Genomic DNA, 24,774 nt, shown 5'->3' with positions numbered 1-24,774 from the left:
CGCTCGCGCGCACCGTCCGGCTGAGCGTCGACCGGGCGAACATCGACACCCAGCGGCTCTGCCCCGACTGCTTCGCCGACTGGATCCAGCGCTACCAGGACCGCCTCGGCTCCGGCGACGACGGGGGGCCGGAAGGGGGAGCCGTCGAGGAGTTCACACGGTCCGGAACGCCCGGTCGCCGGCGTCGCCGAGGCCGGGGACGATGAACCCGTCGTCGTCGAGGTGATCGTCGATGGCGACCGTCAGCAGGTCCGCCTCCGGGACGGCCTCGCTCACGCGGACGAGGCCGGCGGGCGCGGAGACCGCGGAGAGCACGAACAGGTCCTCGAAGTCGTCGGCCTCGTCGAGGACGTGGTCGAGGACGGCGGTCATCGTCGATCCCGTCGCGAGCATCGGGTCCGCGACGATGACGGTGTCCTCCGGGCGGATCTCGGGGAGCTTCACGTAGTCGATGGTGATCGGGAACTCGCCGTCGTCGGTCATCCCGGCCGCCTCGTCGCGACCGGCGGAGATGACGCCCTGCTTCGCGCGGGGGAACGCCTTCAACAGCCCCTCGACGAAGGGGGTCGCGGCCCGGAGGACGTTGATGATCACCACGTCGTCGAGTCCTTTCACGCGCTCGCCGGTCGTCTCCGCGAGCGGGGTCTCGACGGGGACGTACTCCGTCTCCATCGCGCCGTCGATGATCTCGTAGCCGCAGATCCGCCCGAGCTTCACCAGCCCCTTCCGGAACGCCACCTGTTCCGTCTCGGCGTCGCGCAGCCGCGAGAGGGTGTCCGTCGCCAGCGCGTGCGTGATGAGGTACGCGTCGTCGCGGTCTTCGATCGTCATTATACGGAACCGCGCCCGGAACGGTCTTAAAACGTGGCGAATCGAGCGCTCGCCGGACCGCGACCGGAGGGCAGCCCCCTCCGGCGACCGCACCTAGCGGAGCGCGACGACGTACGTCACCGCGAAGAGGATCACGGCGAGGGTCGCGACGTTCCGGAGCGACAGCGTCGCCGTCCCGACGAAGTCGAGCCCCCAGACGATCATCCAGGCGAACCACGCCGAGAGCACGGCGTTCATCGCGAGCAGCACCTTGGGATCGCCTGAGGAGCGCTCGACGCCCTCGCGGATCCCGGCCTCGTCGCCTCCCTCGTCCGTGCGCTCCTCGGCACTCATACGCGGATTCGCGGCTGTGCGCCACTTAGCTCTTGTCCGTTCGGGCCGTACGGCCCTCATGATCGGCCCGGTCCACCTCCGCAACCGACGCGGGGACCCCATCGATCCGATCCCCTTCCTCGTGACGGCGGGGCTCGCGTTCGCGCTGGTCTTCTCGTTCGGGCCACTGTACGGCCTCGCCTACGGGCTGTCGCTTTCGGCCGCGCTTGCCCTCTCGGCGCTCGGGTTCGTCGGAGTGACCATCGTCGCGTACCGACAGCTCGTCCGGTCCGCGCCTCCGGTCGGTGCCGGGGCGCTCCCGGCCGACCTCCGGTTCGAACGGCTGTTGTACGCCGGGGTCGTGCTAGGGATCGCGTTCCTTGCGCTCACGCTGCCGCTGCTGTGACGGGGCGCCGAGCGCGGGGCGGCCTCCGCGGGTCGGCTGTGCGAATCGGTTACACGACACCGGGGGACTAAGATGATCGATGCGGATCATTACGATATGGGCATCTTCGAGACGGTAACCGACGCGCTGGCGGGGTCGACGGGGACGGCACCCGGGGCCGCCGGCGACGACGGCTCCGAGGGGGCGTACTGGTGCGACGACTGCGGCGTCCGCGTCCGCGACGTCGACGTCGACGACGAGGGGCTCGACCGCGACGCGGAGGGGACGCCGACGTGTCCCGACTGCGGCGACCCGATGCGGTTCGCCCGCGCGACCGGGGGCGACTGCGCCTGCTGATCGCCGACCGCCGGTCGCGTCGAGAGGTTACGGCTCCCGGAGCGCGACCTCGGCGCCCTGCTCGCTCGGGAACGGGGCTGGGCCGACGTCGGCCGGGTCGTCACCGATCCCCGGGTCGCCGAGCTCCGCGAGTTCGTCGTCGGTCAGAAGCGCGTCATCGAGCCGGTCGACGAGCGGTGCCTCGTCGACTCCCGTGCCGATGACGACGAACTCGGTCCGGCGGTCGCCGTGGTCGTCGTCCCACTCTAGCTTCGGGCGGTTCGAGCGGAGCATATCGCGCTCGACCGACGGCAGGCTCGCGATCCACGGGCCGAGCGCCTCGACGCGGACCGACCGACCCGCCTGCCCGACCTGCTGGCGCTGGTCGGTGCCTGCGACCCACAGCGTCCCCTTCGAGCGGACCACGTCGGCGGGGAGGTCTCGGAGGAGAGCGGCGAGTCGGTCCGGGTGGAACGGCCGCCGGCGGCGGTAGGTGAATGAGGTGACGCCGTACACCTCGTCGGGGTGGCGGTGGTCGTGGGCGTGGTCGCCGTCGCGGCCGTGGTCGCCGTCGTGAGCGTGGTCGTCGTCCGTCCCGCTATCGGCGTCGGCGTCGTCGACCTCGGCGAGCGCGCGCTTCCAGCCGGGGAGTTCGCCGAGTTCCCGCTCGTCGAACAGCCCGACGCCGAGGATCCGGTCCGGGTCGACCGCGGAGAACTCCGTGACGACCGTCTCCGCGTCGGGCTGGAGCGCGCCCACGAGGTCGACCGCCTCGTCGATTTCCGCGTCGGTACAGAGGTCCGCCTTGTTACACACCACGAGGTTCGATACCTCGACCTGCTCGACGAGGAGGTCCGAGAGCGGCCGGTCGGCGTTGTCCTCGTCGCCGGTCGCGGCCCCGGCGCCGGCGTCGGGATCGACGCGCCGCTCCGGCGTCTCGTCGCCCGCGAACGCGTCGAGGAACTGCCGCGTGTCGATCACGGTCACCAGCGCGTCGACCCGGTACCGGGCCGCCGCGCGCGACTCGGTCGTGAACAGCCGCGCGACCGGCGCGGGCTCCGAGATGCCCGAAGACTCGACGACCAGGGCGTCGAAGGAGCGCTCGTTCGCGAGCCGCACCACGGCGCTTTCGAGGTCGTCCTGAAGCTCACAGCAGATACAGCCGTTCGACAGCTCCGTGACGCCCTCGACATCGACCTCGGACTCCTCGGCGATCAGGTCCGCGTCGACGTTCACGTCCCCCATGTCGTTGACGAGGACCGCGATGTCGCGGTCGCCGGCGTTCCGGAGCAGGTGGTTCAGAAGCGTCGTCTTACCCGCGCCGAGTCCCCCCGAGAGCACGGTCACCGGGATGCGGTCGTCCATACGGGCGGATCGGACACGACGCTCTTGAACCCCCGGCCGACACACGGAAACTCGGGCGGCGGGGCGAAAACCGGGCGGCGCGCGGGGCCGGCCCGGGGGGTGAGACCGACGCGGACCGGTCCGAGCCGATACGTTGATACGCCGCGGTCGTCGTACTCGCGATATGGTTCTGTCCGCCTCCGCCGTGTCGCTCGTCAGCGTCTCGGTGACGGTGCTGATGGTCGCCGCGATGCTGTATCTCGTCTGGGGATCGCTCGACAGCGACATCCACACGCCGAGCCCCGGTAGCGAGGACCACCCGGAACTGGACGACGACGGCGACGACAACGACGAGGCGTCGGGCGAACTTCCGGACGGGAACGCCGCCTGACGCCGCGACCGCCGAGGCCGATCCGGCCGCGGTCCGCCCCTCGGCGGCCCGGGCCGCGACAGGTTTTAACAGGGGAAGAGTGTCATGAGGAATGATGACAGTAGCAGACCGGATCGAGCGGTTCCGGGCGGTCCTCGAGGAGTGGGTCCGGGGCCTGTACCACGGGATGATCACGCACCCGGCCTACGAGAAGATCGAGAAGGAGGCCGAGGACGCCGAAGACGAATTCATGCTGGCGTGTTTCCCGGACGCGTTCGGGATCCCGTCGCCGGTGTCGTACTACACCGCCGAGCTGCTCCCGTACCTCGAAGACGAGTTCGAGGCGTGGGAGCGGCGACTGTGGGACCGCGAGACGCTGCTAGAGCGGAAGGGGCAGCAGTACCACTTCTGATGACCGGACGACACTCACGCCGCGACTGATGGAGCAGTTCGTCTTCTTCGGCGGCAAGGGCGGCGTCGGCAAGACCACGGTCTCGTGCGCGTACGCCCACCGCTGCGCGCGAGACGGTCTCCGGACGCTCGTCGTCTCGACCGACCCGGCCCACTCGGTGTCGGACGTGTTCGACCAGCGGTTCGGCGACGAGCCCGAGTCGGTCGCGGACGTCGACGGGCTCGACGCGATGGAGATCGACCCGGAAGACGAGATGCAGCGGCACCTAACGGAGATCCGCGAGGCGCTCTCGGAGCAGGTGTCGGCCGCGATGGTCTCGGAGATCAACCGCCAGCTGGAGATGTCCCACGGGACGCCGGGCGCGTACGAGTCGGCGCTGTTCGACGCGTTCGTCGACGTGATGCGCACGGAGAGCGAGCCGTACGACCGGGTCGTGTTCGACACCGCCCCGACCGGGTCGACACTCCGGCTGCTCGGGCTCCCTGAGTTCCTCGGCGACTGGATCGACCGGCTGCTGTACAAGCGCGAACAGTCGATCGACCTGTTCGAGAAGGCGGCGATCGGGGACATGGAGCCCCGGCGCCTGTTGGAGGGCGACCCCGTGATCGAGCGGCTCAACGAGCGCAAGGAGTTCTTCGAGTACGCCGGCGAGACGATGCGCACGGACGCCGCCTTCTTCCTCGTGTTGAACCCCGACCAGCTCTCGGTCAACGAGACGGAACGGGCCATCGAGGCGTTCACCGAGCGAGACCTGCGGGTCCGCGGGCTGGTGGCGAACAAGCTCACGCCGTCCCCCGACGAGGGAGAGCGGGGGCGCGGAGCGCGCTACCTCCGCGAGAAGGTCGAGACCGAGCGCGAGCGGCTCGCGCAGGTCCGCGAGGGGTTCGACCCGCCGCTCGTCGCCGAGATCGAGTCGCGCACGACGGAGGTCCGGGGGGACGTGCTCGCCGACGTGGCCGCGTCGCTCGACGTGGAGCCGTAGATCCGTCGGAGTCGAGCGCGCGGCCGCGGGCTGGGAGAGCGCGCGCGGCGATCCTACTCGATCGCGCGCGGCGGCTGCGGTCCGTCCGGGTGCGCGCGAGGTGGGTCGACGGGCGATCTGGGCAGATTTTACCTATTAGTCAGAGAAATTAACTTCGTTTCGACGGTGAGTAGCGTTACTCGATCCGGGGGAGTCGTCGATCGTCATGAACGAAGATAACGTTTAAGTTCGACATAGTGAATCGATACCACGAGGCAGGGACCTTATGACAAGTATAATTTGGATCGTCGTCGCCGTGCTCAGTACGTTCACCGTGGGATACGTGGGGTACTCGCGGTACCTCTCTCGTTTCGTCGATCTCGACGACGAGCGGGAGACGCCGGCACACAAGTACGAGGACGGCCAAGAGTACGTACCGGCGAAGAAGCCGGTTCTGTTGGGGCATCACTTCTCAAGTATCGCGGGCGGCGCGCCGATCGTCGGCCCGATCACCGCCGGAGCCATCTGGGGCTGGGTGCCGGCGCTGTTGTGGGTCGCCATCGGCAATCCGCTGATGGGAGCGGTCCACGACTTCATCTCGCTGTCCGGGTCGATGCGACACGAGGGGAAGTCGATCGGCTACATCATCGGCGAGTACGTCGGCGAACGCGGCAAGGACATGCTGCTGTGGTTCGCGTTCCTCACCATCATCCTCGTGGTGGCGGTGTTCGCCTTGGTCGTCGGGATCGTGTTGAACGCGTTCCCCTCGGCCGCGACCGCGAGCCTCGTGTACATCGCGCTGGCGTTCCTGTTCGGCGTCTACCTGTACCAGCTCGACGGCCCGTTCCTCCCGGGGACGGTGGTGTTCGTCGCGGGCGTGTTCGCGGGCGTCTGGCTCGGTATCCAGTACCCGATCGCGCTGTTCCCGGCGGTGGAGTCCGGGGCGTTCCCCCAGGGGACCATCGTGCTCTTCGAGTTCCTCGGTAACGGCGGGTGGCTGCCCGGAGCGGTGATGAGTGCGGACGCCATCCTCCAGCCGAACGTCGCCGCGTGGGTGCCGGTCATCCTCGTCTACGCGACACTGGCGAGCGCGCTCCCGGTGTGGGTGCTGCTTCAGCCCCGCGACTACCTGTCGTCGTTCCTCCTCTACTCGGGAGTCGGCGGCGCGCTGCTCGCGATTATCGTCGGAACGCTGCTCGGCACCTCGGCCCAGCCGCTGACCGTCGATCCCTCCATCGGCGCGTACATGGGCTTCTTCGGTAGCGAATTGGCCGTCGATACCCGGGGTATCACGCCGCTTTTCCCGCTGTTGTTCGTGACAATCGCCTGCGGAACCATCAGCGGGTTCCACTCGCTGGTGTCCTCCGGGACGACGGCAAAACAGCTGAACAAGGAGAGCGACGCTCGCCTCATCGGCTACGGCGGGATGCTCGGTGAGGGGCTGCTCGCGTCGGTCGCCATCTCGACGCTCGCGGTGGCCGGGGCGACCACGGCGGCCGCGGGCGGCGGCATCGGCGGCGCGCTGCCGAACTTCGCGACCGGCGGGGGGATCATCCTCACCAGCCTCGGGATCCCGCAGGGCGTCGGCGCGCCGTTCATGGCGCTCGTGTTGGTGAGCTTCCTGCTCACCTCGACCGACACCGCGGCGCGGCTCGGTCGGTACATGATGGAAGAGATCGTCGGAACGACCGGGAGCGGGACGACGACGGGCTTCTCCGCCGACCTCGGGAGCATCGCCAAGGGCCGGTACACGAATCCGGCCGTCCAGTCGCTCGTCGCGTACCTGCTCGTCATCTCCGGCGAGTGGGTGACGCTGTGGGCGCTGTTCGGTGGCGCGAACCAGCTTCTCGCGGCGCTGGCGCTGCTCGCCGGCACGGTCTGGCTCGCGAACTGGGACGAGTCCAAGCAGCTCGCCTCCACCGGCGTCCCGATGACGATCATGGTGACGATCACCGTCCTCGGGCTGTCGTGGGTGGCGCTGTGGGACAACCTCTATCAGAAGCTCATCCTCGGTAACGTGGCCGGACTCAGCGGCCAGATATCGGCGGTGGTCCAGATGGGGCTCGCGTTCGTCCTCATCTACCTGGCCCTGTCGCTGGTGCGGATCGGCTACGACAACATCACGACCGTGCGGAGCGACAGCGGAGCGGCCGCAGAACCGAGCGACGACTGACTGAGATCGGCCCGGTTCGGCGCGGTTTTTTCCGAACGACCGGCGACGGTCAGCGCCAGAAGCGCTTCGCGAACCGCGAGAAGAACCCTTCGTCCGGCGAGTCGACCCGTTCCCACAGCCGGAACGCGGCCGCGGTGTCAGCGTTCTCGCTGGCGACGAGTGCCTCGCGGTCGGGCGCGACCGCGACGAGGTTCACCTCGTAGTGGCCGTAGTAGCCGAACTTCAGCAGCGTGCGGTCGCTGAACCCGGCGACGAAGTCGGCAACGTCGTCCGGGATACGGTCGGCGACGACGACGACGGTGACGTCCGTGCCGTAGTGCTCCTCGTGGCCCTCGACGCGCTCGTCGGCGACGTCGTGAGCGAACTCGACCAGTCGCTCTAGCTCCCCGACGCTCGGGGTCGACACCCGGCGGACGTACACGTACTCCCGCATGTCGTGGTCCGCGTAGCTCAGCGCCGGGTGGAGGAACTGCTTCTGATTGCGTACCCGCATCTCGGCGGTCATCTCGAAGCGCTCGCCGTCGACGACCGCGTCGCGGTCGAGGTCGTAGCTGTACATCAGCCGGTCGGAGACGCGGTCGAGGTACTCGTCGTCGTACTCGGGGACGGCCTCGCGAATCTCCGCCGGCAGCTCCTCGGGGGCGCGGCGGTCGTCGGCCCCCGCCGGGTCCGCGGCGTCGGCACCCCCCTCGCCGTCCGCCTCCGGCTCGGCACGCTCACTCATCGGCGGGCTCGTACGCGACCGCGTCGCCGTCGGCCGGGGGCGCACCGATCGCCAGCACGGTGACGGGAGCGTCGGCGTCGGCCGGGTTGTACGCCCGTTGGGGGCTCTCCGGGTCGACGACGAACAGGTCGTCCGCGGGCACCTCGTATGTCTCGTCGGGGGTCTCGATCGCGAGGGTGCCGTCGAGCACGTAGAACGCCTCCTGTTGGGTCTCGTGGTAGTGGTACGCCAGCGGGAGCTGCTCGCCGGGGGCGGCCCTGAATCGGTTGATCGCCGCGGCGTCGAGCCCTCCAGAATCGGACAGCTTTCGACACTCGCACGGCCGGTCCGGCTCCGGGTCGACCGAGTCGACGTCGACGACACGATATCCCATGAGAACGCATTCCACGGAGCGAGTGAAAAGGGCGTCGGGAGCGGAGCGGGCGCGAGCGCCCCCGAGGCGTCGTTTTCCCGAGGCGGAGTTTTAACCGGGAGGACCACGTCGTGTGATGTGAGAGACCATGACAGACGAAGGAGACGAGGCGGACGGCGCGGTCGAGGCGGAGGCCTGCGGCCGCTGCTCGATGTCGACGGTCGTGGGGGCGGTGGCGAAAGACCAGTCCCCCGAGGAGCGCGCCGAGCGCGACCCGTTCCGCGGCGAGCGTATCGAAGTCGACGAGTCCGCCGTCCGGCGCGCGTCGCCGGCCGGCTACCTCGGCGAAGTTAAAGAGCGGCTCGACGCGGTCGCGCGCCGGATCGCGTACGGCAGGTGAGCGTCGCAGCGGTCCCGGCCGAGGAGGCGCGCGCCGTAGCGGTTCCGGCCGGCGAACCGAGCGGCCGAGTCCCGTCAGTTCGGAGAGACTTATACCCCTCCGTTCCGTAATGAGGGCAACCGATGGAAGAGAGCATCTCCGGCTTCAAGGTGCGCGGGGACTGGGGCGACGTCGTCGAACACGGCGAGCGGATCGCCTTGGCGCTCCGGGAGGTGGGCGTCGACAGCGACGCCTACTACGAGTTCGACGAGTGGCGTCCCAAGACCCACGAGCGCATCGACGAGGACGTCTCGGAGAAGACCGCGGCGCAGGCGTCCGTCGACGAGGGAGAGGGCGAGCGCGCGGGAAAATCGCCGGGCGACGACCTCCAGACGGCCGGCGAGAAGCTCACCGAGTCCTACGAGAAGGTCGAGGAGAACGACACCGAGAGCGCCCGCGAAAGCTGGGGCGAGTCGATCGGACACGTCGCCCGGGCGGCCGACTCGGCCGGTCGGAAGGCGATCCGGAAGGTGGAGGACGCCGTCTACCGGAACGTGATGACTCAAGTGGCGCCGTACTACTTCGACAACGATCTCGTCAGCGCCAACATCCAGGAGGTCGCCCGAGCCGAGGACGGCGAGACGTTCGTCTTCGAGGTGAACGTCAACGACGACGAGCTGAAATCGGAGGTGTCGGCGGTCCTCGACGAGTACGAGTCCGAAATCGACCGCTGGCACGTCGAGACCGAGAAGCGGACCGACGAGGTCGCGGCCGCCGAGGGCGTCGAGCCGCCCGCCGAGGAGGGCGGGCCGGACTCGACGACGACGTGAGGCGGAGCGTGTCGGGCGGCCGCGAACGCGGAGCCACATCGGTCGTCTTTAACTCGCTCACCGCTGAATCGAGCCCATGAGCGAGGTACTCCGAGTCGAGGCGGGCGAGCTGTCCGTGGACGAACTCATCGACGCGCTCAACGACGGGCAGCGGATCCTCGTCGACGTCGAGGTCGCGGGCGCCAACCACGAGGTCGCCCTCCGATACGACGGGGAGACGTACCACTGCGACACGCCGACGAACCTCCACCGGCACGCCGACGAGTCAGGGATGCGCGGCTGTATCGACCAGATGGGGTACGCCGCCAAGGAGTGACCACCCCGAGTCGGAGAAACCGGCATTTAACCTCGCCGCGCACGAATCGGCCCGCATGAGCGACCCCGAAATCGAGGACCTCGTTGGCGACGGCTCTCCCTCCTTCGAACACGTCCTCTCTTGTGTCTTCGGCGTGCGCGACCACGAGAGCCGCGCGTACCTCGCGCTGCTGGAGTACCCGGGCAGCACCGTGTCGGAACTCGCCGACGCGCTCGACCGGGACCGCTCGAACGTAAACCGTTCGCTGTCGACGCTCCGCGAGAAGGGGCTCGTCGAGCGCCGCCGCCGCCTGCTCGACTCCGGCGGCTACGTCTACCAGTACACCGCGACGCCCGTGCCGGAGGCCAAGCGCCGGCTCCACGACGCCCTCGACGAGTGGGTGGCCGACGTCCACGACGCCATCGACGGGTTCGAGCCGGACGAGAGCTGATCGCGTCGCTCGCGGCGACTACGTCTCGGACTCCGCCGAGTCCTCCGGCTCTTCTCCGGCGCTCAGCCCGTCGTCCTCAGGGCGGTCGAGCGCGCGCTCGGCGTCGTGGTGCTCGGAGTAGCCGTCGAACCAGCGGGCGATCCGCTCGATGCGGTCGACGACGTGCGCGGGCTCGCCGGACCGCGAGAGCTCGTGGCCCTCGCGGGGGTACCTGACGAATCGGGTGTCGACGCCGTTCTTCCGTAAGAGCCGGTGGTACAGCTCCGCCGTACAGATCGGCGTCCGGGTGTCGTCCTCGGAGTGAATCAGCAGGGTCGGGGTGTCGACCGCGTCGGCGTGGCCCGTCGGCGACTGCTCCCAGAGCCACTCCGGCTCCGCCGAGGGCACCGTGTCGAAGTCGCCCTCGACGAGCTTGTACGCCGCGTCGGTCGACCCGTAGAAGCCGGTGAGGTCGTAGACGCCACGCTGGGAGACGGCCGCGCGGAAGTAGTCCGTCTGCCCGACCGCCCACGCGGTCATGAACCCGCCGAAGGAGCCGCCGGTGACGAACGCGTTCGAGTCGTCGATCTGGGGGCGGTCGGCGACCGTCTCGACGCCCGCCATCACGTCGCGGAGCGTGATCGCGCCCCAGTCGCGCTCGATTGCTTGCGTGAACGCCTCGCCGTAGCCGGTCGAGCCGCGGGGGTTCGACCAGAAGACGGCGTAGCCGCGGGCCGCGAGCGTCTGGAACTCGTGCCACATCGTTCCGGCGGTCGACCACATCGCGTGCGGGCCGCCGTGGATCTCGACCGCGAGCGGGTACTGACCGTCCGCGTCGGCGGACTCGGCGTCACCGGCCTCGGCCGGCGGGGTCAGCAACCACCCCTGGATCTCGACGCCGTCGGACTCGAAGCGAAGCTCCTCGGGCTCGCCGACCGCGCGCTCGTCGAGGTAGTCGGCGTTCAGGTCGGTCAGGCGGGTCGTCTCGTCGGCCGCGGCGTCGTAGGCGAACGCGTCGCCCGGGTGGTCCCACTCGCTGGCGGCGAACGCGACGGTGACCGACTCGGGACCCGCGTCGGCGTCGCCCCCGACGGTCGCGCCCGAGACGGTCCCCGGCCGGAGCAGGCGCTCGGGCGTCTCGCTCCCGTCTGCGGGGACCCGCCACAGCGCCGTCTTCCCCTCGTCGGGCGTCGCGAAGTACAGCGTCTCGTCGGCCGGCCCCCACTGCGGGGTCGTCCCGCGGCCGAGGCCCCGGTCGACACCGCCGGTGAGGTCGGTGACCGAGCCCGACTCGACGTCGAGGACGCGGAGGTCCGTCGGCTGCATCGACACCTGCTTCAGCTCCGCATGCGTGAACGCGACGCGGCCGTCCGCGGTCGCCGCGAGGTCGGCGCCCCACCCGGTCGTGGTGTGGACGCGCTCGGCCTCGCCCGCGTCGAGGTCGTGGGCGTGGATCGCGATCTCGACGGAGTCGTCGGGGTCGTCGCCGACCGCCTCGGTGTAGTACAGCGTGTCGGCGTCGCCCCACGACGGCGCGGCGAAGTCGGCCTCCCGGTCCGTGACTCGGTCGACCGCGCCGGACTCGGCCGGGTCGGGGTCGGTGACGCCGCCGACCGTCGCGTCGGCGTCGACGACGTACACGCCGGGGCGTCGGCCGTCGAAGTGACGCTCGGCGGCGCGGTAGACGGTCCGGTCGATGACGCGCGGGTCGGGGTGGTCCTCGGGCTCGTAGTCGTCCGGCACCGCGAGGTCGCGGTCGGCCTCGCGGTCGTCGGCGGTCACGGACTGGACGAAGGCGATCCGCTCGCCGTCGGGCGACCACGCGATCGACGAGACGCCGCCGACCACGTCGGTGACGCGACGGGCCTCGCCGCCGTCGAGCGGGAGGACCCACAGCTGCTGGCGGTCGTCGGCCGCGCCGCGGGTGGAGGTGAACGCGATGCGGTCCCCCGAGGGACTCCAGCGCGGCTCGGCGTCGGCGCCCTCGGCGAGGGTGAGGCGGCGCGGCTCACCCTCGCCCGCTGCGTCGACGAGGTACACCGTCGCCTCGTAGCTGTCGTCGTCGTTCGGCTGTCGGCGCACGAAGGCGACGCGGTCGCCGCCCGGCGAGATCCGGGGGTCGGACGGGACCGCGATGTCGTGGTAGTCGGCCGCGGTGATCGGCTCCATGGGTGTGGGTCGGACGGGGGAGGCAAAAGGCGTCGGGAGGCGGAAAGGCGAGGATCGACAGGCGAAAGGCCGCGTGTCGGGGGACGGAAAGGCGAGCGTCAGGAGACGGAAAGCCGGGCGGCGGCGCGAGCGACGCCGACGCCGAGCCCGCGCCGTGGGCAGCGCCCAGTCGTCCGTCGCTCAGTCGCCGCCGTTGTCGAACGCGAGCGAGACGCCGTCGGCGTCGACGGTCGCGCCCGCGGCGCAGACCGGGTGTTCGAGGTCGGCGCCGAGCAGTTCGGTCGCGACGGGCTCGGCGTCGGTCGCGGTCAGGTCGTACGGCTCGGGAGAGTCCGTCTCGTAGGTCGCGACGACGGTCGGCTCCTCGACGGCCTCGACGAGGAGCGCGTCGCGGCGGACGGTTCCGATCGTCGCCGACTCAGCGCCGACCACGCCGGCGACGCGAGGCGTGTCGTAGTCGTCCTTCTCGTAGTCGAGCGCGAGCAGCGCGGAGGCGAGCGCGTCGCGCGCGGGGTACCCGCGCTCCAGTTTCTCCGCGATCGGGTCGACGTGCGAGCCGTTGCCGAGGACCGCCAGCGGCTCCTCGGTCGGGGTCTCGACCGCGCGAGCGCAGTTGTACGAGACGTAGGGGTTGTCGGTCTCCGGCGCGTCCGCGGTCGGGCCGACGGTGAGCGTCCCGCCGCGGTCGCGGACGCGGCGGTTCGGGAACGAGCGCGAAGAGACGCGGTAGCCGCCGATGCCGGGCGCGACGACGACGAATCGTCCGACGTACATACATTTTCGTGTGTATCGAGTCGCATAAAGCGCATCGATATGCGCACGAACGCGATCCGTGGGCGAGATGCCCTCTTCATGATCTGCCGCCGGCGACGGCGGGGCGGTGACGGCGGGACGGCGACGACAACAGTGGGGACGGGACGGCGACGACAACAGTGGGACGGGACGGCGACGACAACAGTGTGGACAGGACAGCGAGACAACAGTGGGGGCGGGCGGCGACGCCCGCCGGCGCCCGCCGATGCTCGTCAACCGATCGCACGGCGACCGCAACGCGCAACGCTTACAAACACGTACTGGCTATCCGTAGGTGCGCAGTCCATTGGGGTAGTGGCCAATCCTGTTGCCTTCTGGGGGCAACGACCCTGGTTCGAATCCAGGATGGACTACTTCTCTCGGTCTCGTTTCGAGTGGAACGGAGTGGCATCCACGTCTCGTGGTTTCCAGTTGAAACGAAGGGGTACCGATGAGCGGGCGGCCGCCGTCACTTCTCGACGTCCAACAGGGCGACCCGCTCGCGGACGACATCGGCGAGACCGCCGGTAGTCGCGGTGAGTTCGCGATCAGTGACTCCGTAGAACTCGCGCACCCGCTCCTTGTCGAAGTCGACCGGAAGCCCGGAGTCGTCGGGGTCGGTGCGCGAGTCGGCGGCGAGTTCGCGAACGGACTCGGTCGCCTCGTCGAGGTCCGCGGACGGGCGGTCGGCGCCGGACACGTCACCGAAGTCCGCGACGAGGACGACCGCGGCGCGCTCGCCCTCCGAGACGCCGAGTTCGAGCGCGCGGTCGATCTGCCTGCGCCCGGCCGCGTACAGCAGGACCTCGACGCCCGGGTCGCGCGCGACGGCCTCGCCGCGAGCGATCGCCCGCGCCGCCAGTCGCGCCGCCTCGCGGAGGTGCGTCGCGGAGATGACGAGGTCGGCGTCGAACGCCTGGACGACCGCGCCGGTATCGGCCGCAATCGCGTCGAGGTCCGCGAGAAACGCGTCGAGGTCGTCGATCGCGAAGGTGCCGGCGACGAGGCTGACCCCGGGGTCGGGCGCTGGCATCCCGTCGCCGTCGGCCACGGAGTCGGTCATCCGAAATCACCCAGGCTGGCCTGTCCGTCGCCGTCGCCGTCGGCGTCCGCGCCCGCGGTCGCCGCCGCGGAGGCCGAGCTGTCGGGGTCGACGCCGTCGAGCGAGGGGTCCTCGCGGCCGGCGTTCTCCAGGATGCGCTCGGCGGTTCGCTCGCGGCCCCGCAGCGCGCCGAGGACGACCGCCTTGTCCGCCTCGCGGAGGTCGGCGCGGCTCTCGATGCCTGCCTCGTAGAGGCGGCGGGCGCGCTTCCGACCGACGTTGCGGACGCCCGCGAGGTCGAGGAGTTCCTCCCGGACCCCGTACTCCAGCCGCTTGCGGGCCTCGCGCACCTGGACGACGGTGTCGCCGTCGATCCCCTTTACGTCGCGCGCGAGCGTCTCGGCCGCCCGGAGGAGCCACTCGGCGGTGTCGACCTTCCCGCGGATGTCGCCGGGGCCGACGCCGTACCGCTCCGCGATCCGGTCCTCGTCCACCTCGTTAGCCCAGTCTTCGAGCAGGCGCCCCGTCTTCAGCGCGGCGAGCCAGTCCTCGAAGCGCACGTCCTCGTACTCGGAGGGCACGTCGCCGAGGAGCTCCGCCTCGCGCTCGTAGCAGACCTCGGTGTACTCCTCGCGGTCGCCCGACTTGAGGTACAGCTCGTAGGTGTCGGGCGTCCGGCTGACGAGGTGGTAGAGGCCGAGCGGCGTGACCGCCGGGGCGGCGTCGCCGGCCGACGCCGGCCCCTCTGAGGCGGGGTCGTCCGGTTCGTCCTCGCCGGCGCGAGTGTACGTGGTGAACCCGGGGTCGTCGGCGTCGGCGGTCGGGTCGTGGGCCGCGACGAACTCGCCGTCCGCGTCCGCGGATCCGACAGGCCCGGACCCGTCGTCCGCGACGGTCCGAAGCCCGTCGAGTATCTCGGCCGCGCTCATCGGGTCGAGGTAGAGCCGCGAGACGGTGTGACCGATCCCGGTCGCGGCGAGGCCCTCGCTCCCGCCGTCGCGGTCGCGCTCGACGAAGCCGTTGACTTCGAGGTAGTCGAGGACGGTGTCGGTGACCGCCGCGAGCCGCCCCTCGTCGTCGGTCTGCGTGGCGTAGAGCGTGTTGTCGAGGAACGAGAGGAGCCCGTCGCGGGTGGCGGCGAAGCCGGACGCGACCGTCGCGAGGACGTGGGTGCGGAGGGCGGGCTCGGCGGCGAGCTTCGAGCGGACGGGTTCGGCCTCGGCCCAGACGTACCGCTCGAACAGCTCCTCGCGGGTGTCGGCGTTGTTCGCGAGCAGCACCGCCTCGCCGTAGGGGTCGAGGCCGGGGCGGCCCGCGCGGCCGCACATCTGGTGGACCTCGAGCACGTCGAGCGGTTTCATCCCGCCGAACTCGCCGTCGTAACGCCGCCAGTCGCGGACGATCACGCGGCGCGCGGGCGTGTTGACGCCGGCCGCGAGCGTCGGCGTCGCGGAGACGCACTTGATGAGGCGGTCGCGGAAGGCGTCCTCGACGAGGCTGCGGTGCTCGCTCGCGAGGCCGGCGTGGTGGAACGCCGATCCCTCCTCGACCGCGTCGGCGAGGTCCTCGGAGGTGTCGGTGTCGGAGACGCCGCGGATCTCCTCGGCCAGCTCGCGGAGGCGGTCGCGCTCGTCGCCGGTGAGCCGCGGCCCCGTCACGTCGGTGAGCTTGCGGGCCGACGACTCGGCGTTGCGCCGCGAATTGACGAAGACGAGCGAGGAGCCGCCCTGGCCGTCCTCCTCGGTGTCCAGGGCGTCGGCGACGAGCCTCGCGGTCTGGTCCTCGCCGCGCTCGACTGGGACCTCGCGCTGGCTCCCGTCGTCGAAGTTGATCGCGTTGCCGAAGTGGACGCCGGTGTGGAGCTCGATCGGTCGCCAGTCGGACTCGACGAGTTCGGCGTCGAGCCAGTCCGCGATGACGTCGGCGTTGCCGACGGTCGCCGAGAGCGCGACCGTCTGGAGGCCGGGGTTCACCTTGCGGAGCTTCGCGAGGGTCACTTCGAGGGTGGGGCCGCGGTGGGAGTCGTCGACGAGGTGGACCTCGTCGCTGACGACGCAGGTGAGGTCGTCGATCCACGGCGCGCCGTTGCGGATGAGCGAGTCGACCTTCTCCGAGGTGGCGACGATGATGTCGCGGCTGGCGAGCCACTCGCCGTCGGAGTCGTAGTTGCCGGTGGAGACGCCGACCGTCACATCGAACTCTTCCCAGCGCTCGAACTCGGCCTTCTTCTCGCTGGCGAGCGCGCGCAGCGGGACGATGTACAGCGCCTTGCCGCCGCGCTCGACGGAGGAGAGCATCGCCAGCTCGGCGATCAGCGTCTTGCCGGACGCGGTCGGGACCGCCGCGACGAGGCTCTCGCCGTCGGTGACGCCCGCCTCGACCGCCGCTTCCTGCGGCGGATACAGCTCCGCGACGCCCTCCGCTTCGAGCGCCTCGCCGACGCCCGCGGGGAGCCCGGAGAGCGAACTCGGTTCCATTACCGGAGTCTGGGCCCCGCCTCGATTTAAACCGTCGGAACGGGCCGAACATAGCGGAAGAACGCGCGGCGGCGCGTGTCGGTGAGCGGCCGGAGCGAAGCGAAGGCCGCGAGTTGCGCGCGCGAACCGCTGGCGGCCGGGGGCAGACCAAGGGCGCCGTCTCGCGACCTACCCCCAGTGCGATCCCGACCCTACAGCGTCCCGGCGGCTGACGACCACGTACAGTCCTCGAAAGCCGACGGCGACGCCCGCGCCGAGCGACCCGAGCGCGGTCGCAACGGCGAGCGCGGGAACGAAGAAGGCCGGATCGAGGACGTAGTCGGGCGAATCGGCGATAAACGCGATCGCGGTTGCGTGTCCCAAGACGGCCGCGGCGTCACCGGGCCACGCGAGTGCGATCCCGCCCCGGTACCAGTAGACGAGCGCCGCGATCGGAGCCCCGGACACGGCGTACCCGAACGGCTGGTAGGTCGGATAGGAGGCATATAACCAGAACGTGGACGGGACCGAGAGAACGGCGGCGACAGCGATGACGACAACCGCTCTGTGCCGCTCCCCCGACGAGCCGAAGAAGCGTTCCGACGCTGAACGCTCGCTCGGGGGACTCAATCGACGGAGGGCAGAACCGACGACGACGGCGAAGGCGCCGACCGCGAGGCCGAGCCGGAGGTGAGTCGGAAGCGTGACGCCGAGGACCTCCATCTCCAGTACGTCCGGCAAGGGGCTGAACGCCGCACGCGCGAGAGCCGACGCGACCGGGATGGCGGCCCCGCTGCGAGCGTGTAGATGGCGGCACCACCGTGATACTGAACGAGGATAGCGATCGCCGCGGCGGGCAGGTAGAGGACGGCGGTGGCACGCGAGTGACCGATGTCGCTGATCTCCGGGGCGACCGCGCGGATGGCACCGAGTTGGGTGGTCACCTCCGTACTCGCACCGTACGCCGCGTTCGACCGCCAGTAGGCGGCGTAGAGGACGAACGCAAAGACGAACACGAGACCGACGGTGCCGGCGATACGGAAGCGACCGTCGGGACGGCCGAGGAGGGCACGGCGGACGTCCATTGAGGGAGACGACTGTGGGACTCGGTAAAACGGTTGGGAGATCAACTGTTCGTCTCGCACCGGCCGCCACGGGAGGTCGAATCCCGACGGACCGAGTCAGGGAGCCACGCCGACGGTCAGCAGCGTCCCCCAGGTCCGATACCGATCGATCATCGCCTCGCGCGTCTCGTACCCCTCGGTCGGGAACGCGGAGGCGTCGGGAATCTCGGTCTCGCGGTCGGGAATCGCGTCCTGCTCGGCGACGTACAGCCCGGCCTCGCGGAACGCCTCGCGGTACTCCTCGCGCGACCACAGCGTCATGTCGACCGAGATGTTCTCCTGCCACGCGTGGGTGGTCTCGCTCTCCGCGAAGTAGTTGACCGCGCAGTAGAACGTACCGCCGGGCTTCAGCACGCGCCGGACCTCTTCGAGGGTGTGGACCGGGTCGGCCGCGTAGTAGAACGCCTCCATCGAGAAGACGTGGTCGAAGGAGTCGTCGGCGAAGGGGAGTTCGTCGAAGTCGCCGACGAGGAAGCCGACCGCGTCGTCGTCGGTGTACTCGCGGGCGTTGCTGGCCATCTCCGGGGCGCCGTCGAGGCCGTAGCCGCGGTCGATCCCCCGCTCGCGGAGCGCGCGGAGCGCGTAGCCGGAGCCGGTCCCCAGATCGAGGACGGCGTCGCCCGCCTCGGCCGGCATGCGGGCCAACACGTGTTTCGCGGTGTGCCAGTGGCGGTCCTCCATCCCGCGGTCCTTCCCGCTCGCCGCCCACTCGTCGAACTCCTCGCGGACGCTCATACCGGCCGAACGGGGAGAGCGGTGAAAAACGGCGGTGTTTTACCGGCTCCGCTCCCGCCGGTGGGTATGAAGCGACCGCGAGCGCTCCGCCGACCGAACTTCCGGGTGGCCGACATCGCCCAGCAGTCGGTCGGCGGCTTCCTGCTCGCGGGGCCGTTCGTCGTCACCGCGGAGGTCTGGGAGCTCGCCGCGGGGATGAACTGGGTCCAAGCCGGTGTGACCGCCGCGCTCGTCGGACTGATCGGGTACGCCGCGCTGTACCGGGCCGACACCGGACGCGACGTCGACGAGGAGCCGGACTTCGTCGGGATCCCGACCCGCTTCGTCTCGCTGATGACGGTGGCGTTCGGGTCCGTGCTCCTGCTCGCGCTGATCTTCGACGCCCCGCAGACGTTCCTCGTCGAGGGTGGGATCGGCGACGGCGCGGTGGTGGCGACGACGGCGAAGGCCGTCGCCGTCGGCGCGATGTTCAGCGTCGTCGGCGCGGCGACCGCCGACAGCGTGTTCTGAGAGGGGCGTGGCGCGCTGTCGCGGTCACGGCGCCGCGGTCGCGCTGTGCCGCTCGCTCCGGCCTCACAGCACGACCGAGACGACCGCGAAGAGGATCAGCACGCCGGCGATGTCACAGAGGTTCGTCACCACGGGGATCGTCGTGTCGTCCGGATTGAGCCCGACGCGGTAGGACACCTCGACGGCGGCGACGCTGGCGACGACGACGAGGACCGCGAGGCACAGCCCGGAGACCAACGAGATCAGCAGCACCCGGCCGAGCGCGAGCGACCCGCCGAGCGCGAGCCCGATCGCCCACGCGGCGACTCCCACGGCACCGAAGACGGTCGCCGCGAGCCCGAACACCGCGCCCGCGTTCGCCCGGAGGGCCGGGTTCGACGGGCTGAGCTCGTAGGTCCCGAGGTACAGCTGGGTCGTGAGCCGCGAGCAGGTGATCGACGCGAGGTTGCCGGCCGTCCCGATCTGGACGGGAACGAGGACTAGCAGGGCCGGGTACCTGAGCAGTACCGCCTCGTACGTCTCCAGTACCGTCCCCGAGACGAGCTGAAGCACCGACAGCGCGGCGAGCAGGGGGATCATCGTCCGGACGATCCGTCGGACCGACCACTCGTCGACCGCGGTGGACTCGGGGTCGGTCACGACAGCGCCCCCACGGCGGCGACGCCGACCAAGAGGAAGAACACCCCGAACACGTCGCCGAGCGTGGTGACCACCGGTCCGATGACGTTGTCTGGGTCGAGCCCGCGGCGGTAGCCGAGGAAGATGACCGCGATGAGCACCGTGATCATCAGCACCGCCGAGAGGAAGCCGGCGACGACCATCACGCCGACCAGCTGGAAGAGGCTCCCGCCGTCACCGAACAAGACGAGCGTCGCGTAGGTGACGACCGCGATGAACACGGAGACGGTCATTCCGTTCAGGAAGGAGGCAACGACCGCGTTCGTGAGTCGCCGGTCGGGTTGAAACCGCGGTTCGATGATCCCCTGGTGGAGCCCGGTCGAGAGCCGGGCGCCGAGCGAGCCGTACACTCCCCCGCGGGTGGCGAGGAACGCCGGGAGCAACAGGAGGAGCCCGGGGACCTCCGCGATGTTCGCGCGCATGGCGTCGGAGGCGAGTATCGTCCCCGCGAACAGCCCGGCGATCAGGCTGACGGTTATCACCGGGACCGCCTGCCGGTAGATGTCGCGCGCGGAGTCGTGCCCGGGCATCGAACGCACCGACGACGGGCGGGGCAAAAAAACCGACCGACGCGTTTGAACGCAGGATCGAGACTTGTCACAACTCATCGGTCCGTGACGGCGATCTCCAGATGAAACGAAGGGGGCGAATGCGGTGGAGACGCAGAGTACGTACGAATCAATTACGAGGAACAGGATCGGGAGAACGAGCGACGAGATCAGTTTCAGGAGGCCACTCACTTGAAACGGAATGAGCCGTAGATTTTGGTAGTTCTGCTACTCCCGACGGACTCTGTCTAGTTCCATTCGATTCAGTAATTCCGTGTTTTCGTCACTGGATTCGATTTTCGAGTAGTTGAGGGCGCCAGTTTCGCCTGTCGGATGCTCTTTTCGGAGTTCCTCCAATCTTGAGTCGCTGTGCTGTTGGGCCTTCTATTGGTCAGTCGAGTCGGGTAGAGGAACGAAACGAGAATCGTTCCGACGAAACCGGCGGCGATCACAGAGACCAACCGCGAGGGGGCGTTTGCCCGGAGGAAAATGAACGCGGGGGGGAGAAGTAGCGACCCCGTCGAGAACGTGAGCGTAGTGCGAATCGAAAAGTATCCGGTGATGCTGAGGCCACCCAACCCGTCCGGATCCAGCGGGTCGACTTACAGATCAACGTCCTGGAGTTCACGGACGGCGAGTATCGTGGTGACGACGCCGGAGAATCCGCCGACGATGACAGCGTCGTATGTCCCAGAAGACGTATCGCTCATTTTCTCAACCACAGGTGTATTCTATTTGACTTAATTATTAGCCCGTCGACCGCACCGTTAAGTCGGTCGCGTGATTGCCGATCCCATGGACTACTCGCTCGCGATCGAGAACGGACCGGAAGCGATACCGGGTGGCACGGGACTCCTGCTCGTCCACCCGAGCATCGGCGAGACGGACCGGATCGACACCGATTTCCTGAAGACCGACACCGACGCGTTCCTCGTCGTCTCGACCCGGACGACCGCCCGCGAGGTCGAACAGAAACTGGAGTACTACGACGTCGACGAGACGAAGGCGACGATCCTCGACACGCTCTCCGTCGAGCGCGGCTACTCGCGACGGACCGCCGACGACGTCTACTACGTCTCCGCGCCGGACGACCTCGACGGCGTCGTCGACCGCGTCGAGCGGTTCCTCACCGAGAACGAGGGGAAGCGGCGCGTCTCGGTCGACTCGCTCACCGAGATGGCCTACTACGCCGACGACGACGCGGTGTACGACGCCGCGAGCGAGATCCTCGACCTCCTCGACGAGCACGACGCGGTCGGTATCTTCCACCTCTCCGAAGAGGTCCACGAGGTCGCGACGCTCGACCGGTTCCGCGACCTGTTCGACGGTGTCATCGACCTCGACGGGGACGGGAACGTCGTCGTAGACGTCTGAGCGGCGGTCTGCCGCCGCGAGGAAGCGTCAGCTCTCGTCGAGAAGCGCCGCGAACGTCTTCTCTGTCCACGCCACGGCGTAGGCGGCCCCGCGGTCCCGGTAGGCGGTCGTGTCGAGGGCGGCGTACGGCGCCGGGAGGTCGAGGTCGTGTTTGACCGCCGAGCAGGCGTACTCCGTCGCGCTCGGGAACTCCGTGTCGCCGCGCGCGACCTCGCCGGAGAGCTCACCGAGCCGGCCGGAGAGCCGCTTGCCGGCGTCGACCCACGCGTCGTACAGCCGGGGGTGCTCCGACTCCCACGACGCGAGCGTGTCGCGGGTGTGGAGGCCGACCCACGCGTCGAACAGCGCGTTCGCGACCTGGAACACGTCCGCCGGTCCGAATCCCGTCGTCGACGCGCCCGTCTCCGGGTCGGGGCGGCGGATCGCCGCGTCGAGGTCGCGGTAGCGCTCGCCGAAGAAGGGGAGGAACGTCTCGGGGAGCCCGGTCGAGTCTCCGCCGCTCACTGCGCCCGGAGCCGGGTCGCAGTCGATCTGGACTAGCCGCTCGGCGACGAGGAAGGCAAGGAAGTCTTCGGGCGTCCCCTCCGCACGTCGCTTGACGAGGACCGCGGGCGGATCGGTCTGTGCGGTCCGGACGACGGTCCCGTCGCCGGGGAGTCCGACGGTGAACGCCGGGCCAGCGTGCTTGCCGAGCAGGTCCGGGACCGCCTCGGGAAGCCACTCGGCGGGGTACGACGCGGGGTCGAGCGCGTCGACAAAGAGGCCGAGGTCCTCCGCGGCGGCCGGCGGGAGGGTCTCGAAGTCGGACTCGACGTCGAGGACCGGCGATCCCGGTGCGTATTGATCGCGGACCGCTTCAATATCGTCGTCGAGCGCCCGGGGCGAGAACATCAGCCGAGGACGTACGAGAGGATGATGAGCACCGAGAGGACGGCCGAGACGCCGACCGTGCCAACCACGATCTGGGTCGATTTGGACATGCGAGACAATCCGTCCGCCCGTCGTTAAAATCATCCGGTCGACGCCAACCGTGCGGCGATTTTATGCCGTCGGCCGAGAGTACTGACGTATGCGAGTTCGTGACGCGGTCGAGGCCGACGCCGCGGCCGTCGGGTCGATGACGGGCCGACCCCGCGGCGTCGCTCGGAACATGATCCACGACCGGTCGGTTCGCGTCGCGGTGACAGACGACGCCGGGTCGGAATCGGGGGGAGCGCCCTCGCCGTCGGAGCCGAGCGGCGACGGTGACGGCGGTGACGACACCCCGGTCGACGCAGTCGCCGGATTCGTCGCGTTCGACGTGCGTGACGGGACGGTTCACGTGACGAACTTCGAGGGCACCGCGGCCGCGGTCGAGCGGCTGTTCGAGGAGCCGGTCGGCTTCGCGAAACGAGAGGGAATGTCGGTCGAAGTCATCGTCCCCGCCGACGGGATCGGTCCGGAAGTGGTCGAGGCGTTCGGCTTCGAGGCGGCGGGATCCGGGCCGCGGATCGACGGCACGGCGACGACGAGGTACCGGTTCGATCCGGCGGAAAGCGGCTGAGGCGGACGCTTCGGGGTTTGTCGTCCGGTCAGGGCCGCGGCCGCCCATCCGGTCAGGGTCGCGGTCGCCGATCCGATCAGGATCGCAGCCGCCCATCCGGTCAGGGTTGCGGTCGTCGATCCGGTCAGGGTCGGAGCCACCGATCCGGTCAGAGTCGCGGTCGTCGATCCCCGCGAGGCTTAGTCAAAGCGCTCTTGGACGATTTCGAGGGCCTCCTCTCGGTCGTCCCAGTCGACGAACACCGCGACGGAGGTGGCGCTCGTGATCAGGTCGATGATGTTGATTCCGGCGTCCGCGATGGGCGCGATGATGTCCTGAATGACCCCCGACTGGTTGGGGAGCTCGCCGCCCGTGACGCGGATCACGGCGATGGGGTCGGCGACGGTGACGGAGGAGAGCGCCTCGTCGGTGACGACCGCCTCGTGGAGCAGCGCCTCGGCGGTCTCGGCGATGTCGACATCGACGTAGAAGGTGACCGAGTCCATGCCGGACGCGACCGCGTCGATGTTGACCTCCTCGGCGCGCAGCGCGTTCGACAGCTCCGAGAGGATCCCCGGGCGGTTGCGGATGGCTCGCCCCGCGATGGTGAGACACGCGAGCGGCTCCTCGCGCATGTCGATCAGGCTCTCGAACTCGCCTTCGATCCGCGTGCCGCCGCGGAGCAGGTCACCGTGCTGGTAGTGGACGACCCGAACCGCGAGCCCCTCGTCCTTGTACGAGAGCGCAGACGGCGCGACGACCTCGGCGCCGCGGAAAGAGAGGTTGCGCAGCTCGTCGACGGTGATCTCGCCCACGTTGCGCGCGCCCTCGACGACGCGGGGGTCGCCGGTCATCACGCCCTCCACGTCGGTGACGATCACGACCTCGTCGGCGTCTATGTAGTTGCCGAGCATGACGGCGGTGGTGTCCGAGCCGCCGCGCCCGAGCGTGGTGACGTTGCCCTCGTGGTCCTCGGCGAGGAACCCGGTGATGATCGGGACGACGCCGTCCATATCGGCCGCGATCTCCTCCGCCCGCCGCTTCGTCTCCGCCACGTCGACCTCGCCGAGTTCGTTGGTGACGACCGGCCAATCCGGGTGGCCGGGTTCGAGGAAGACGGCGTCGACGTCGCGGACGGACAGCGCGGCCTTCAGCATGCGGACGCTGGTGCGTTCGCCCATCGAGACGATCTCCGCGCGGTCGGCGTCGTCCGTCTCGAAGGTGATGTCGTCGAGGAGGTCGTCGGTGGTCGACCCCATCGCGCTCGCGACGACCGCTATCTCGTGGCCGGCCGCGACCGCGCTCGCGACCGAGTCGGCCGCGCGCTCGATCCGGTCGCCGCTGCCGAGGCTCGTTCCCCCGAACTTCGCGACTACGCGCATGCGGCTACCCCGTCGCGGGTCCGAGAGGGTCGGTCTCCGGCGAGCGGTCGGCGGCGGGCGAGCGGGACGGCGGGTGCCGAGCCGACGCCGGAATTCCGGGTCGGTCGGCGGGAGCGATCGGTAAACATGCGACTCCGTAGCGGAGGAAGCCGGATAACAGTATCTTCTTCGACAAGGGTCGCCCGAATCGCCGAATCGTCCGGTTCAGTTGTTATAATACGAATAAAACGAGACGAACGATCACCGACGTCCGGAATCGCCGGGAATGTGGGGAGACGACGGTCAGAGAGCGCGGGGCGGGACGGGGA

General features: G+C 69.6%; 29 protein-coding genes and 1 pseudogene. 14 read left to right on the top strand and 16 right to left on the bottom strand.

Going from position 1 to position 24,774, the window contains the following annotated elements:
* Nucleotides 1-206, top strand: a pseudogene (locus EXE41_RS19470) (hypothetical protein); the annotation flags it as partial.
* Here the strand turns inward: EXE41_RS19470 and upp are convergent.
* Together upp and EXE41_RS16200 are read right to left on the bottom strand one after the other, a co-directional pair.
* Nucleotides 154-831: a uracil phosphoribosyltransferase gene (gene upp / locus EXE41_RS16205; RefSeq protein ID WP_137691518.1), complete on the bottom strand. Its 678-nt coding sequence runs from the start codon at nt 829-831 to the stop codon at nt 154-156. The pseudogene EXE41_RS19470 and the gene upp sit on opposite strands and share 53 nt — an antisense overlap.
* Before the next feature lie 93 nt (nt 832-924).
* A complete protein-coding gene (locus EXE41_RS16200; RefSeq protein WP_086216696.1) occupies nt 925-1,164 on the bottom strand; it encodes a hypothetical protein in 240 nt (79 codons plus the stop codon).
* Nucleotides 1,165-1,222: 58 nt separating this feature from the next.
* Between EXE41_RS16200 and EXE41_RS16195 the strand changes: the two genes are divergently transcribed.
* Nucleotides 1,223-1,549 (top strand): hypothetical protein, encoded by a 327-nt coding sequence (locus EXE41_RS16195; RefSeq protein ID WP_137691517.1) that lies wholly within the window; start codon nt 1,223-1,225, stop codon nt 1,547-1,549.
* Nucleotides 1,550-1,645: 96 nt separating this feature from the next.
* Complete coding sequence (locus EXE41_RS16190) at nt 1,646-1,885, top strand: hypothetical protein (RefSeq protein WP_049932002.1); 240 nt, start codon at nt 1,646-1,648, stop codon at nt 1,883-1,885.
* 27 nt (nt 1,886-1,912) lie between these two features.
* Here EXE41_RS16190 and EXE41_RS16185 read toward each other — a convergent pair whose 3' ends face one another.
* Nucleotides 1,913-3,229 (bottom strand): GTP-binding protein, encoded by a 1,317-nt coding sequence (locus tag EXE41_RS16185; protein WP_137691516.1) that lies wholly within the window; start codon nt 3,227-3,229, stop codon nt 1,913-1,915.
* Between the two features lie 163 nt (nt 3,230-3,392).
* On the opposite strand from EXE41_RS16185, the gene EXE41_RS16180 reads away from it, so the two are divergent.
* The 4 genes from EXE41_RS16180 (at nt 3,393) to EXE41_RS16165 (ending at nt 7,124) form a co-directional block, all read left to right on the top strand.
* Nucleotides 3,393-3,599 (top strand): hypothetical protein, encoded by a 207-nt coding sequence (locus EXE41_RS16180; protein ID WP_049931998.1) that lies wholly within the window; start codon nt 3,393-3,395, stop codon nt 3,597-3,599.
* A gap of 94 nt (nt 3,600-3,693) precedes the next feature.
* Nucleotides 3,694-3,990, top strand: coding sequence for a hypothetical protein (locus EXE41_RS16175; RefSeq protein WP_049932143.1), 297 nt, complete (start codon nt 3,694-3,696; stop codon nt 3,988-3,990).
* 28 nt (nt 3,991-4,018) lie between these two features.
* Complete coding sequence (locus EXE41_RS16170) at nt 4,019-4,972, top strand: TRC40/GET3/ArsA family transport-energizing ATPase (RefSeq protein ID WP_137691515.1); 954 nt, start codon at nt 4,019-4,021, stop codon at nt 4,970-4,972.
* A gap of 265 nt (nt 4,973-5,237) precedes the next feature.
* Nucleotides 5,238-7,124, top strand: a complete 1,887-nt coding sequence (locus EXE41_RS16165) for a carbon starvation protein A (RefSeq protein WP_049931995.1) — start codon at nt 5,238-5,240, stop codon at nt 7,122-7,124.
* A 49-nt stretch (nt 7,125-7,173) separates the two neighbouring features.
* Here the strand turns inward: EXE41_RS16165 and EXE41_RS16160 are convergent, their stop codons facing one another.
* A complete protein-coding gene (locus EXE41_RS16160) occupies nt 7,174-7,848 on the bottom strand; it encodes a hypothetical protein (RefSeq protein ID WP_049931993.1) in 675 nt (224 codons plus the stop codon).
* Nucleotides 7,841-8,221: a cupin domain-containing protein gene (locus EXE41_RS16155; protein ID WP_049931992.1), complete on the bottom strand. Its 381-nt coding sequence runs from the start codon at nt 8,219-8,221 to the stop codon at nt 7,841-7,843. The genes EXE41_RS16160 and EXE41_RS16155 overlap by 8 nt, the downstream gene beginning before the upstream one ends.
* A 127-nt stretch (nt 8,222-8,348) precedes the next feature.
* Here EXE41_RS16155 and EXE41_RS16150 point away from each other — a divergent pair, with 127 nt between their 5' ends.
* The 4 genes from EXE41_RS16150 (at nt 8,349) to EXE41_RS16135 (ending at nt 10,155) form a co-directional block, all read left to right on the top strand.
* Entirely contained in the window at nt 8,349-8,600 is a 252-nt protein-coding gene (locus tag EXE41_RS16150) for a hypothetical protein (protein WP_086220242.1), read from the top strand.
* Between the two features lie 122 nt (nt 8,601-8,722).
* A complete protein-coding gene (locus EXE41_RS16145; protein ID WP_086216691.1) occupies nt 8,723-9,409 on the top strand; it encodes a DUF5828 family protein in 687 nt (228 codons plus the stop codon).
* Between the two features lie 76 nt (nt 9,410-9,485).
* The gene (locus EXE41_RS16140; protein ID WP_049931988.1) at nt 9,486-9,725 is read left to right on the top strand and encodes a hypothetical protein; all 240 of its coding nucleotides are present in this window, start codon (nt 9,486-9,488) and stop codon (nt 9,723-9,725) included.
* Nucleotides 9,726-9,780: 55 nt separating this feature from the next.
* Entirely contained in the window at nt 9,781-10,155 is a 375-nt protein-coding gene (locus EXE41_RS16135) for a helix-turn-helix domain-containing protein (protein ID WP_049931986.1), read from the top strand.
* Between the two features lie 18 nt (nt 10,156-10,173).
* On the opposite strand, the gene EXE41_RS16130 is transcribed toward EXE41_RS16135, so the two are convergent.
* The 7 genes from EXE41_RS16130 to EXE41_RS16100 all read right to left on the bottom strand — a co-directional run bounded on the left by EXE41_RS16130 (nt 10,174) and on the right by EXE41_RS16100 (nt 18,452).
* Nucleotides 10,174-12,303, bottom strand: a complete 2,130-nt coding sequence (locus tag EXE41_RS16130) for a S9 family peptidase (protein WP_086220243.1) — start codon at nt 12,301-12,303, stop codon at nt 10,174-10,176.
* A gap of 180 nt (nt 12,304-12,483) precedes the next feature.
* Complete coding sequence (locus EXE41_RS16125; RefSeq protein WP_086216688.1) at nt 12,484-13,077, bottom strand: IMP cyclohydrolase; 594 nt, start codon at nt 13,075-13,077, stop codon at nt 12,484-12,486.
* Nucleotides 13,078-13,564: 487 nt separating this feature from the next.
* Complete coding sequence (gene cgi121 / locus EXE41_RS16115; protein WP_137691514.1) at nt 13,565-14,158, bottom strand: KEOPS complex subunit Cgi121; 594 nt, start codon at nt 14,156-14,158, stop codon at nt 13,565-13,567.
* Nucleotides 14,155-16,614 (bottom strand): ATP-dependent DNA helicase, encoded by a 2,460-nt coding sequence (locus EXE41_RS16110; RefSeq protein WP_137691513.1) that lies wholly within the window; start codon nt 16,612-16,614, stop codon nt 14,155-14,157. The genes cgi121 and EXE41_RS16110 overlap by 4 nt, the downstream gene beginning before the upstream one ends.
* A 168-nt stretch (nt 16,615-16,782) precedes the next feature.
* Nucleotides 16,783-17,316, bottom strand: a complete 534-nt coding sequence (locus EXE41_RS19730; protein WP_241987266.1) for a hypothetical protein — start codon at nt 17,314-17,316, stop codon at nt 16,783-16,785.
* Nucleotides 17,220-17,678, bottom strand: a complete 459-nt coding sequence (locus EXE41_RS19725) for a hypothetical protein (protein WP_233127202.1) — start codon at nt 17,676-17,678, stop codon at nt 17,220-17,222. The genes EXE41_RS19730 and EXE41_RS19725 overlap by 97 nt, the downstream gene beginning before the upstream one ends.
* A 96-nt stretch (nt 17,679-17,774) precedes the next feature.
* Nucleotides 17,775-18,452, bottom strand: coding sequence for a class I SAM-dependent methyltransferase (locus tag EXE41_RS16100; RefSeq protein WP_086220470.1), 678 nt, complete (start codon nt 18,450-18,452; stop codon nt 17,775-17,777).
* Between the two features lie 66 nt (nt 18,453-18,518).
* Between EXE41_RS16100 and EXE41_RS16095 the strand changes: the two genes are divergently transcribed.
* Nucleotides 18,519-18,962: a hypothetical protein gene (locus tag EXE41_RS16095; RefSeq protein WP_049931978.1), complete on the top strand. Its 444-nt coding sequence runs from the start codon at nt 18,519-18,521 to the stop codon at nt 18,960-18,962.
* 63 nt (nt 18,963-19,025) lie between these two features.
* Here the strand turns inward: EXE41_RS16095 and EXE41_RS16090 are convergent, their stop codons facing one another.
* The gene (locus tag EXE41_RS16090) at nt 19,026-19,601 is read right to left on the bottom strand and encodes a magnesium transporter (protein ID WP_086216141.1); all 576 of its coding nucleotides are present in this window, start codon (nt 19,599-19,601) and stop codon (nt 19,026-19,028) included.
* The gene (locus EXE41_RS16085; protein WP_049931974.1) at nt 19,598-20,170 is read right to left on the bottom strand and encodes a magnesium transporter; all 573 of its coding nucleotides are present in this window, start codon (nt 20,168-20,170) and stop codon (nt 19,598-19,600) included. The genes EXE41_RS16090 and EXE41_RS16085 overlap by 4 nt, the downstream gene beginning before the upstream one ends.
* A gap of 813 nt (nt 20,171-20,983) precedes the next feature.
* Between EXE41_RS16085 and EXE41_RS16080 the strand changes: the two genes are divergently transcribed.
* Nucleotides 20,984-21,562: a hypothetical protein gene (locus tag EXE41_RS16080; protein WP_049931973.1), complete on the top strand. Its 579-nt coding sequence runs from the start codon at nt 20,984-20,986 to the stop codon at nt 21,560-21,562.
* 27 nt (nt 21,563-21,589) lie between these two features.
* Here the strand turns inward: EXE41_RS16080 and EXE41_RS16075 are convergent, their stop codons facing one another.
* Entirely contained in the window at nt 21,590-22,453 is an 864-nt protein-coding gene (locus EXE41_RS16075; protein ID WP_086220472.1) for a hypothetical protein, read from the bottom strand.
* Nucleotides 22,454-22,631: 178 nt separating this feature from the next.
* On the opposite strand from EXE41_RS16075, the gene EXE41_RS16070 reads away from it, so the two are divergent.
* On the top strand, nt 22,632-23,105 hold the full coding sequence (locus tag EXE41_RS16070) for a hypothetical protein (RefSeq protein WP_086220473.1): 474 nt from the start codon (nt 22,632-22,634) through the stop codon (nt 23,103-23,105).
* A 179-nt stretch (nt 23,106-23,284) separates the two neighbouring features.
* On the opposite strand, the gene EXE41_RS16065 is transcribed toward EXE41_RS16070, so the two are convergent.
* A complete protein-coding gene (locus EXE41_RS16065; protein ID WP_049931970.1) occupies nt 23,285-24,466 on the bottom strand; it encodes an aspartate kinase in 1,182 nt (393 codons plus the stop codon).
* Nucleotides 24,467-24,774 lie beyond the last annotated feature (308 nt).

This window comes from Halorubrum sp. SD690R, from assembly GCF_005435035.1.
Classification (GTDB): domain Archaea; phylum Halobacteriota; class Halobacteria; order Halobacteriales; family Haloferacaceae; genus Halorubrum; species Halorubrum ezzemoulense.
This window is presented reverse-complemented; position numbering and strand designations above follow the sequence as displayed.

What these genes read in the sequence shown, in the direction of transcription:
- EXE41_RS19725 (WP_233127202.1), bottom strand. Translation starts at nt 17,678, where the DNA reads ATGGACGTCCGCCGTGCCCTCCTCGGCCGTCCCGACGGTCGCTTCCGT.
- EXE41_RS16165 (WP_049931995.1), top strand. Translation starts at nt 5,238, where the DNA reads ATGACAAGTATAATTTGGATCGTCGTCGCCGTGCTCAGTACGTTCACC.
- EXE41_RS16140 (WP_049931988.1), top strand. Translation starts at nt 9,486, where the DNA reads ATGAGCGAGGTACTCCGAGTCGAGGCGGGCGAGCTGTCCGTGGACGAA.
- EXE41_RS16135 (WP_049931986.1), top strand. Translation starts at nt 9,781, where the DNA reads ATGAGCGACCCCGAAATCGAGGACCTCGTTGGCGACGGCTCTCCCTCC.
- EXE41_RS16145 (WP_086216691.1), top strand. Translation starts at nt 8,723, where the DNA reads ATGGAAGAGAGCATCTCCGGCTTCAAGGTGCGCGGGGACTGGGGCGAC.
- EXE41_RS16075 (WP_086220472.1), bottom strand. Translation starts at nt 22,453, where the DNA reads ATGTTCTCGCCCCGGGCGCTCGACGACGATATTGAAGCGGTCCGCGAT.
- EXE41_RS16170 (WP_137691515.1), top strand. Translation starts at nt 4,019, where the DNA reads ATGGAGCAGTTCGTCTTCTTCGGCGGCAAGGGCGGCGTCGGCAAGACC.
- EXE41_RS16100 (WP_086220470.1), bottom strand. Translation starts at nt 18,452, where the DNA reads ATGAGCGTCCGCGAGGAGTTCGACGAGTGGGCGGCGAGCGGGAAGGAC.
- EXE41_RS16130 (WP_086220243.1), bottom strand. Translation starts at nt 12,303, where the DNA reads ATGGAGCCGATCACCGCGGCCGACTACCACGACATCGCGGTCCCGTCC.
- EXE41_RS16160 (WP_049931993.1), bottom strand. Translation starts at nt 7,848, where the DNA reads ATGAGTGAGCGTGCCGAGCCGGAGGCGGACGGCGAGGGGGGTGCCGAC.
- EXE41_RS16195 (WP_137691517.1), top strand. Translation starts at nt 1,223, where the DNA reads ATGATCGGCCCGGTCCACCTCCGCAACCGACGCGGGGACCCCATCGAT.
- EXE41_RS16180 (WP_049931998.1), top strand. Translation starts at nt 3,393, where the DNA reads ATGGTTCTGTCCGCCTCCGCCGTGTCGCTCGTCAGCGTCTCGGTGACG.
- EXE41_RS16155 (WP_049931992.1), bottom strand. Translation starts at nt 8,221, where the DNA reads ATGGGATATCGTGTCGTCGACGTCGACTCGGTCGACCCGGAGCCGGAC.
- upp (WP_137691518.1), bottom strand. Translation starts at nt 831, where the DNA reads ATGACGATCGAAGACCGCGACGACGCGTACCTCATCACGCACGCGCTG.
- EXE41_RS16110 (WP_137691513.1), bottom strand. Translation starts at nt 16,614, where the DNA reads ATGGAACCGAGTTCGCTCTCCGGGCTCCCCGCGGGCGTCGGCGAGGCG.
- EXE41_RS16065 (WP_049931970.1), bottom strand. Translation starts at nt 24,466, where the DNA reads ATGCGCGTAGTCGCGAAGTTCGGGGGAACGAGCCTCGGCAGCGGCGAC.
- EXE41_RS16070 (WP_086220473.1), top strand. Translation starts at nt 22,632, where the DNA reads ATGCGAGTTCGTGACGCGGTCGAGGCCGACGCCGCGGCCGTCGGGTCG.
- EXE41_RS19730 (WP_241987266.1), bottom strand. Translation starts at nt 17,316, where the DNA reads ATGGAGGTCCTCGGCGTCACGCTTCCGACTCACCTCCGGCTCGGCCTC.
- EXE41_RS16125 (WP_086216688.1), bottom strand. Translation starts at nt 13,077, where the DNA reads ATGTACGTCGGACGATTCGTCGTCGTCGCGCCCGGCATCGGCGGCTAC.
- EXE41_RS16185 (WP_137691516.1), bottom strand. Translation starts at nt 3,229, where the DNA reads ATGGACGACCGCATCCCGGTGACCGTGCTCTCGGGGGGACTCGGCGCG.
- EXE41_RS16085 (WP_049931974.1), bottom strand. Translation starts at nt 20,170, where the DNA reads ATGCCCGGGCACGACTCCGCGCGCGACATCTACCGGCAGGCGGTCCCG.
- cgi121 (WP_137691514.1), bottom strand. Translation starts at nt 14,158, where the DNA reads ATGACCGACTCCGTGGCCGACGGCGACGGGATGCCAGCGCCCGACCCC.
- EXE41_RS16150 (WP_086220242.1), top strand. Translation starts at nt 8,349, where the DNA reads ATGACAGACGAAGGAGACGAGGCGGACGGCGCGGTCGAGGCGGAGGCC.
- EXE41_RS16190 (WP_049932002.1), top strand. Translation starts at nt 1,646, where the DNA reads ATGGGCATCTTCGAGACGGTAACCGACGCGCTGGCGGGGTCGACGGGG.
- EXE41_RS16095 (WP_049931978.1), top strand. Translation starts at nt 18,519, where the DNA reads ATGAAGCGACCGCGAGCGCTCCGCCGACCGAACTTCCGGGTGGCCGAC.
- EXE41_RS16200 (WP_086216696.1), bottom strand. Translation starts at nt 1,164, where the DNA reads ATGAGTGCCGAGGAGCGCACGGACGAGGGAGGCGACGAGGCCGGGATC.
- EXE41_RS16080 (WP_049931973.1), top strand. Translation starts at nt 20,984, where the DNA reads ATGGACTACTCGCTCGCGATCGAGAACGGACCGGAAGCGATACCGGGT.
- EXE41_RS16175 (WP_049932143.1), top strand. Translation starts at nt 3,694, where the DNA reads ATGACAGTAGCAGACCGGATCGAGCGGTTCCGGGCGGTCCTCGAGGAG.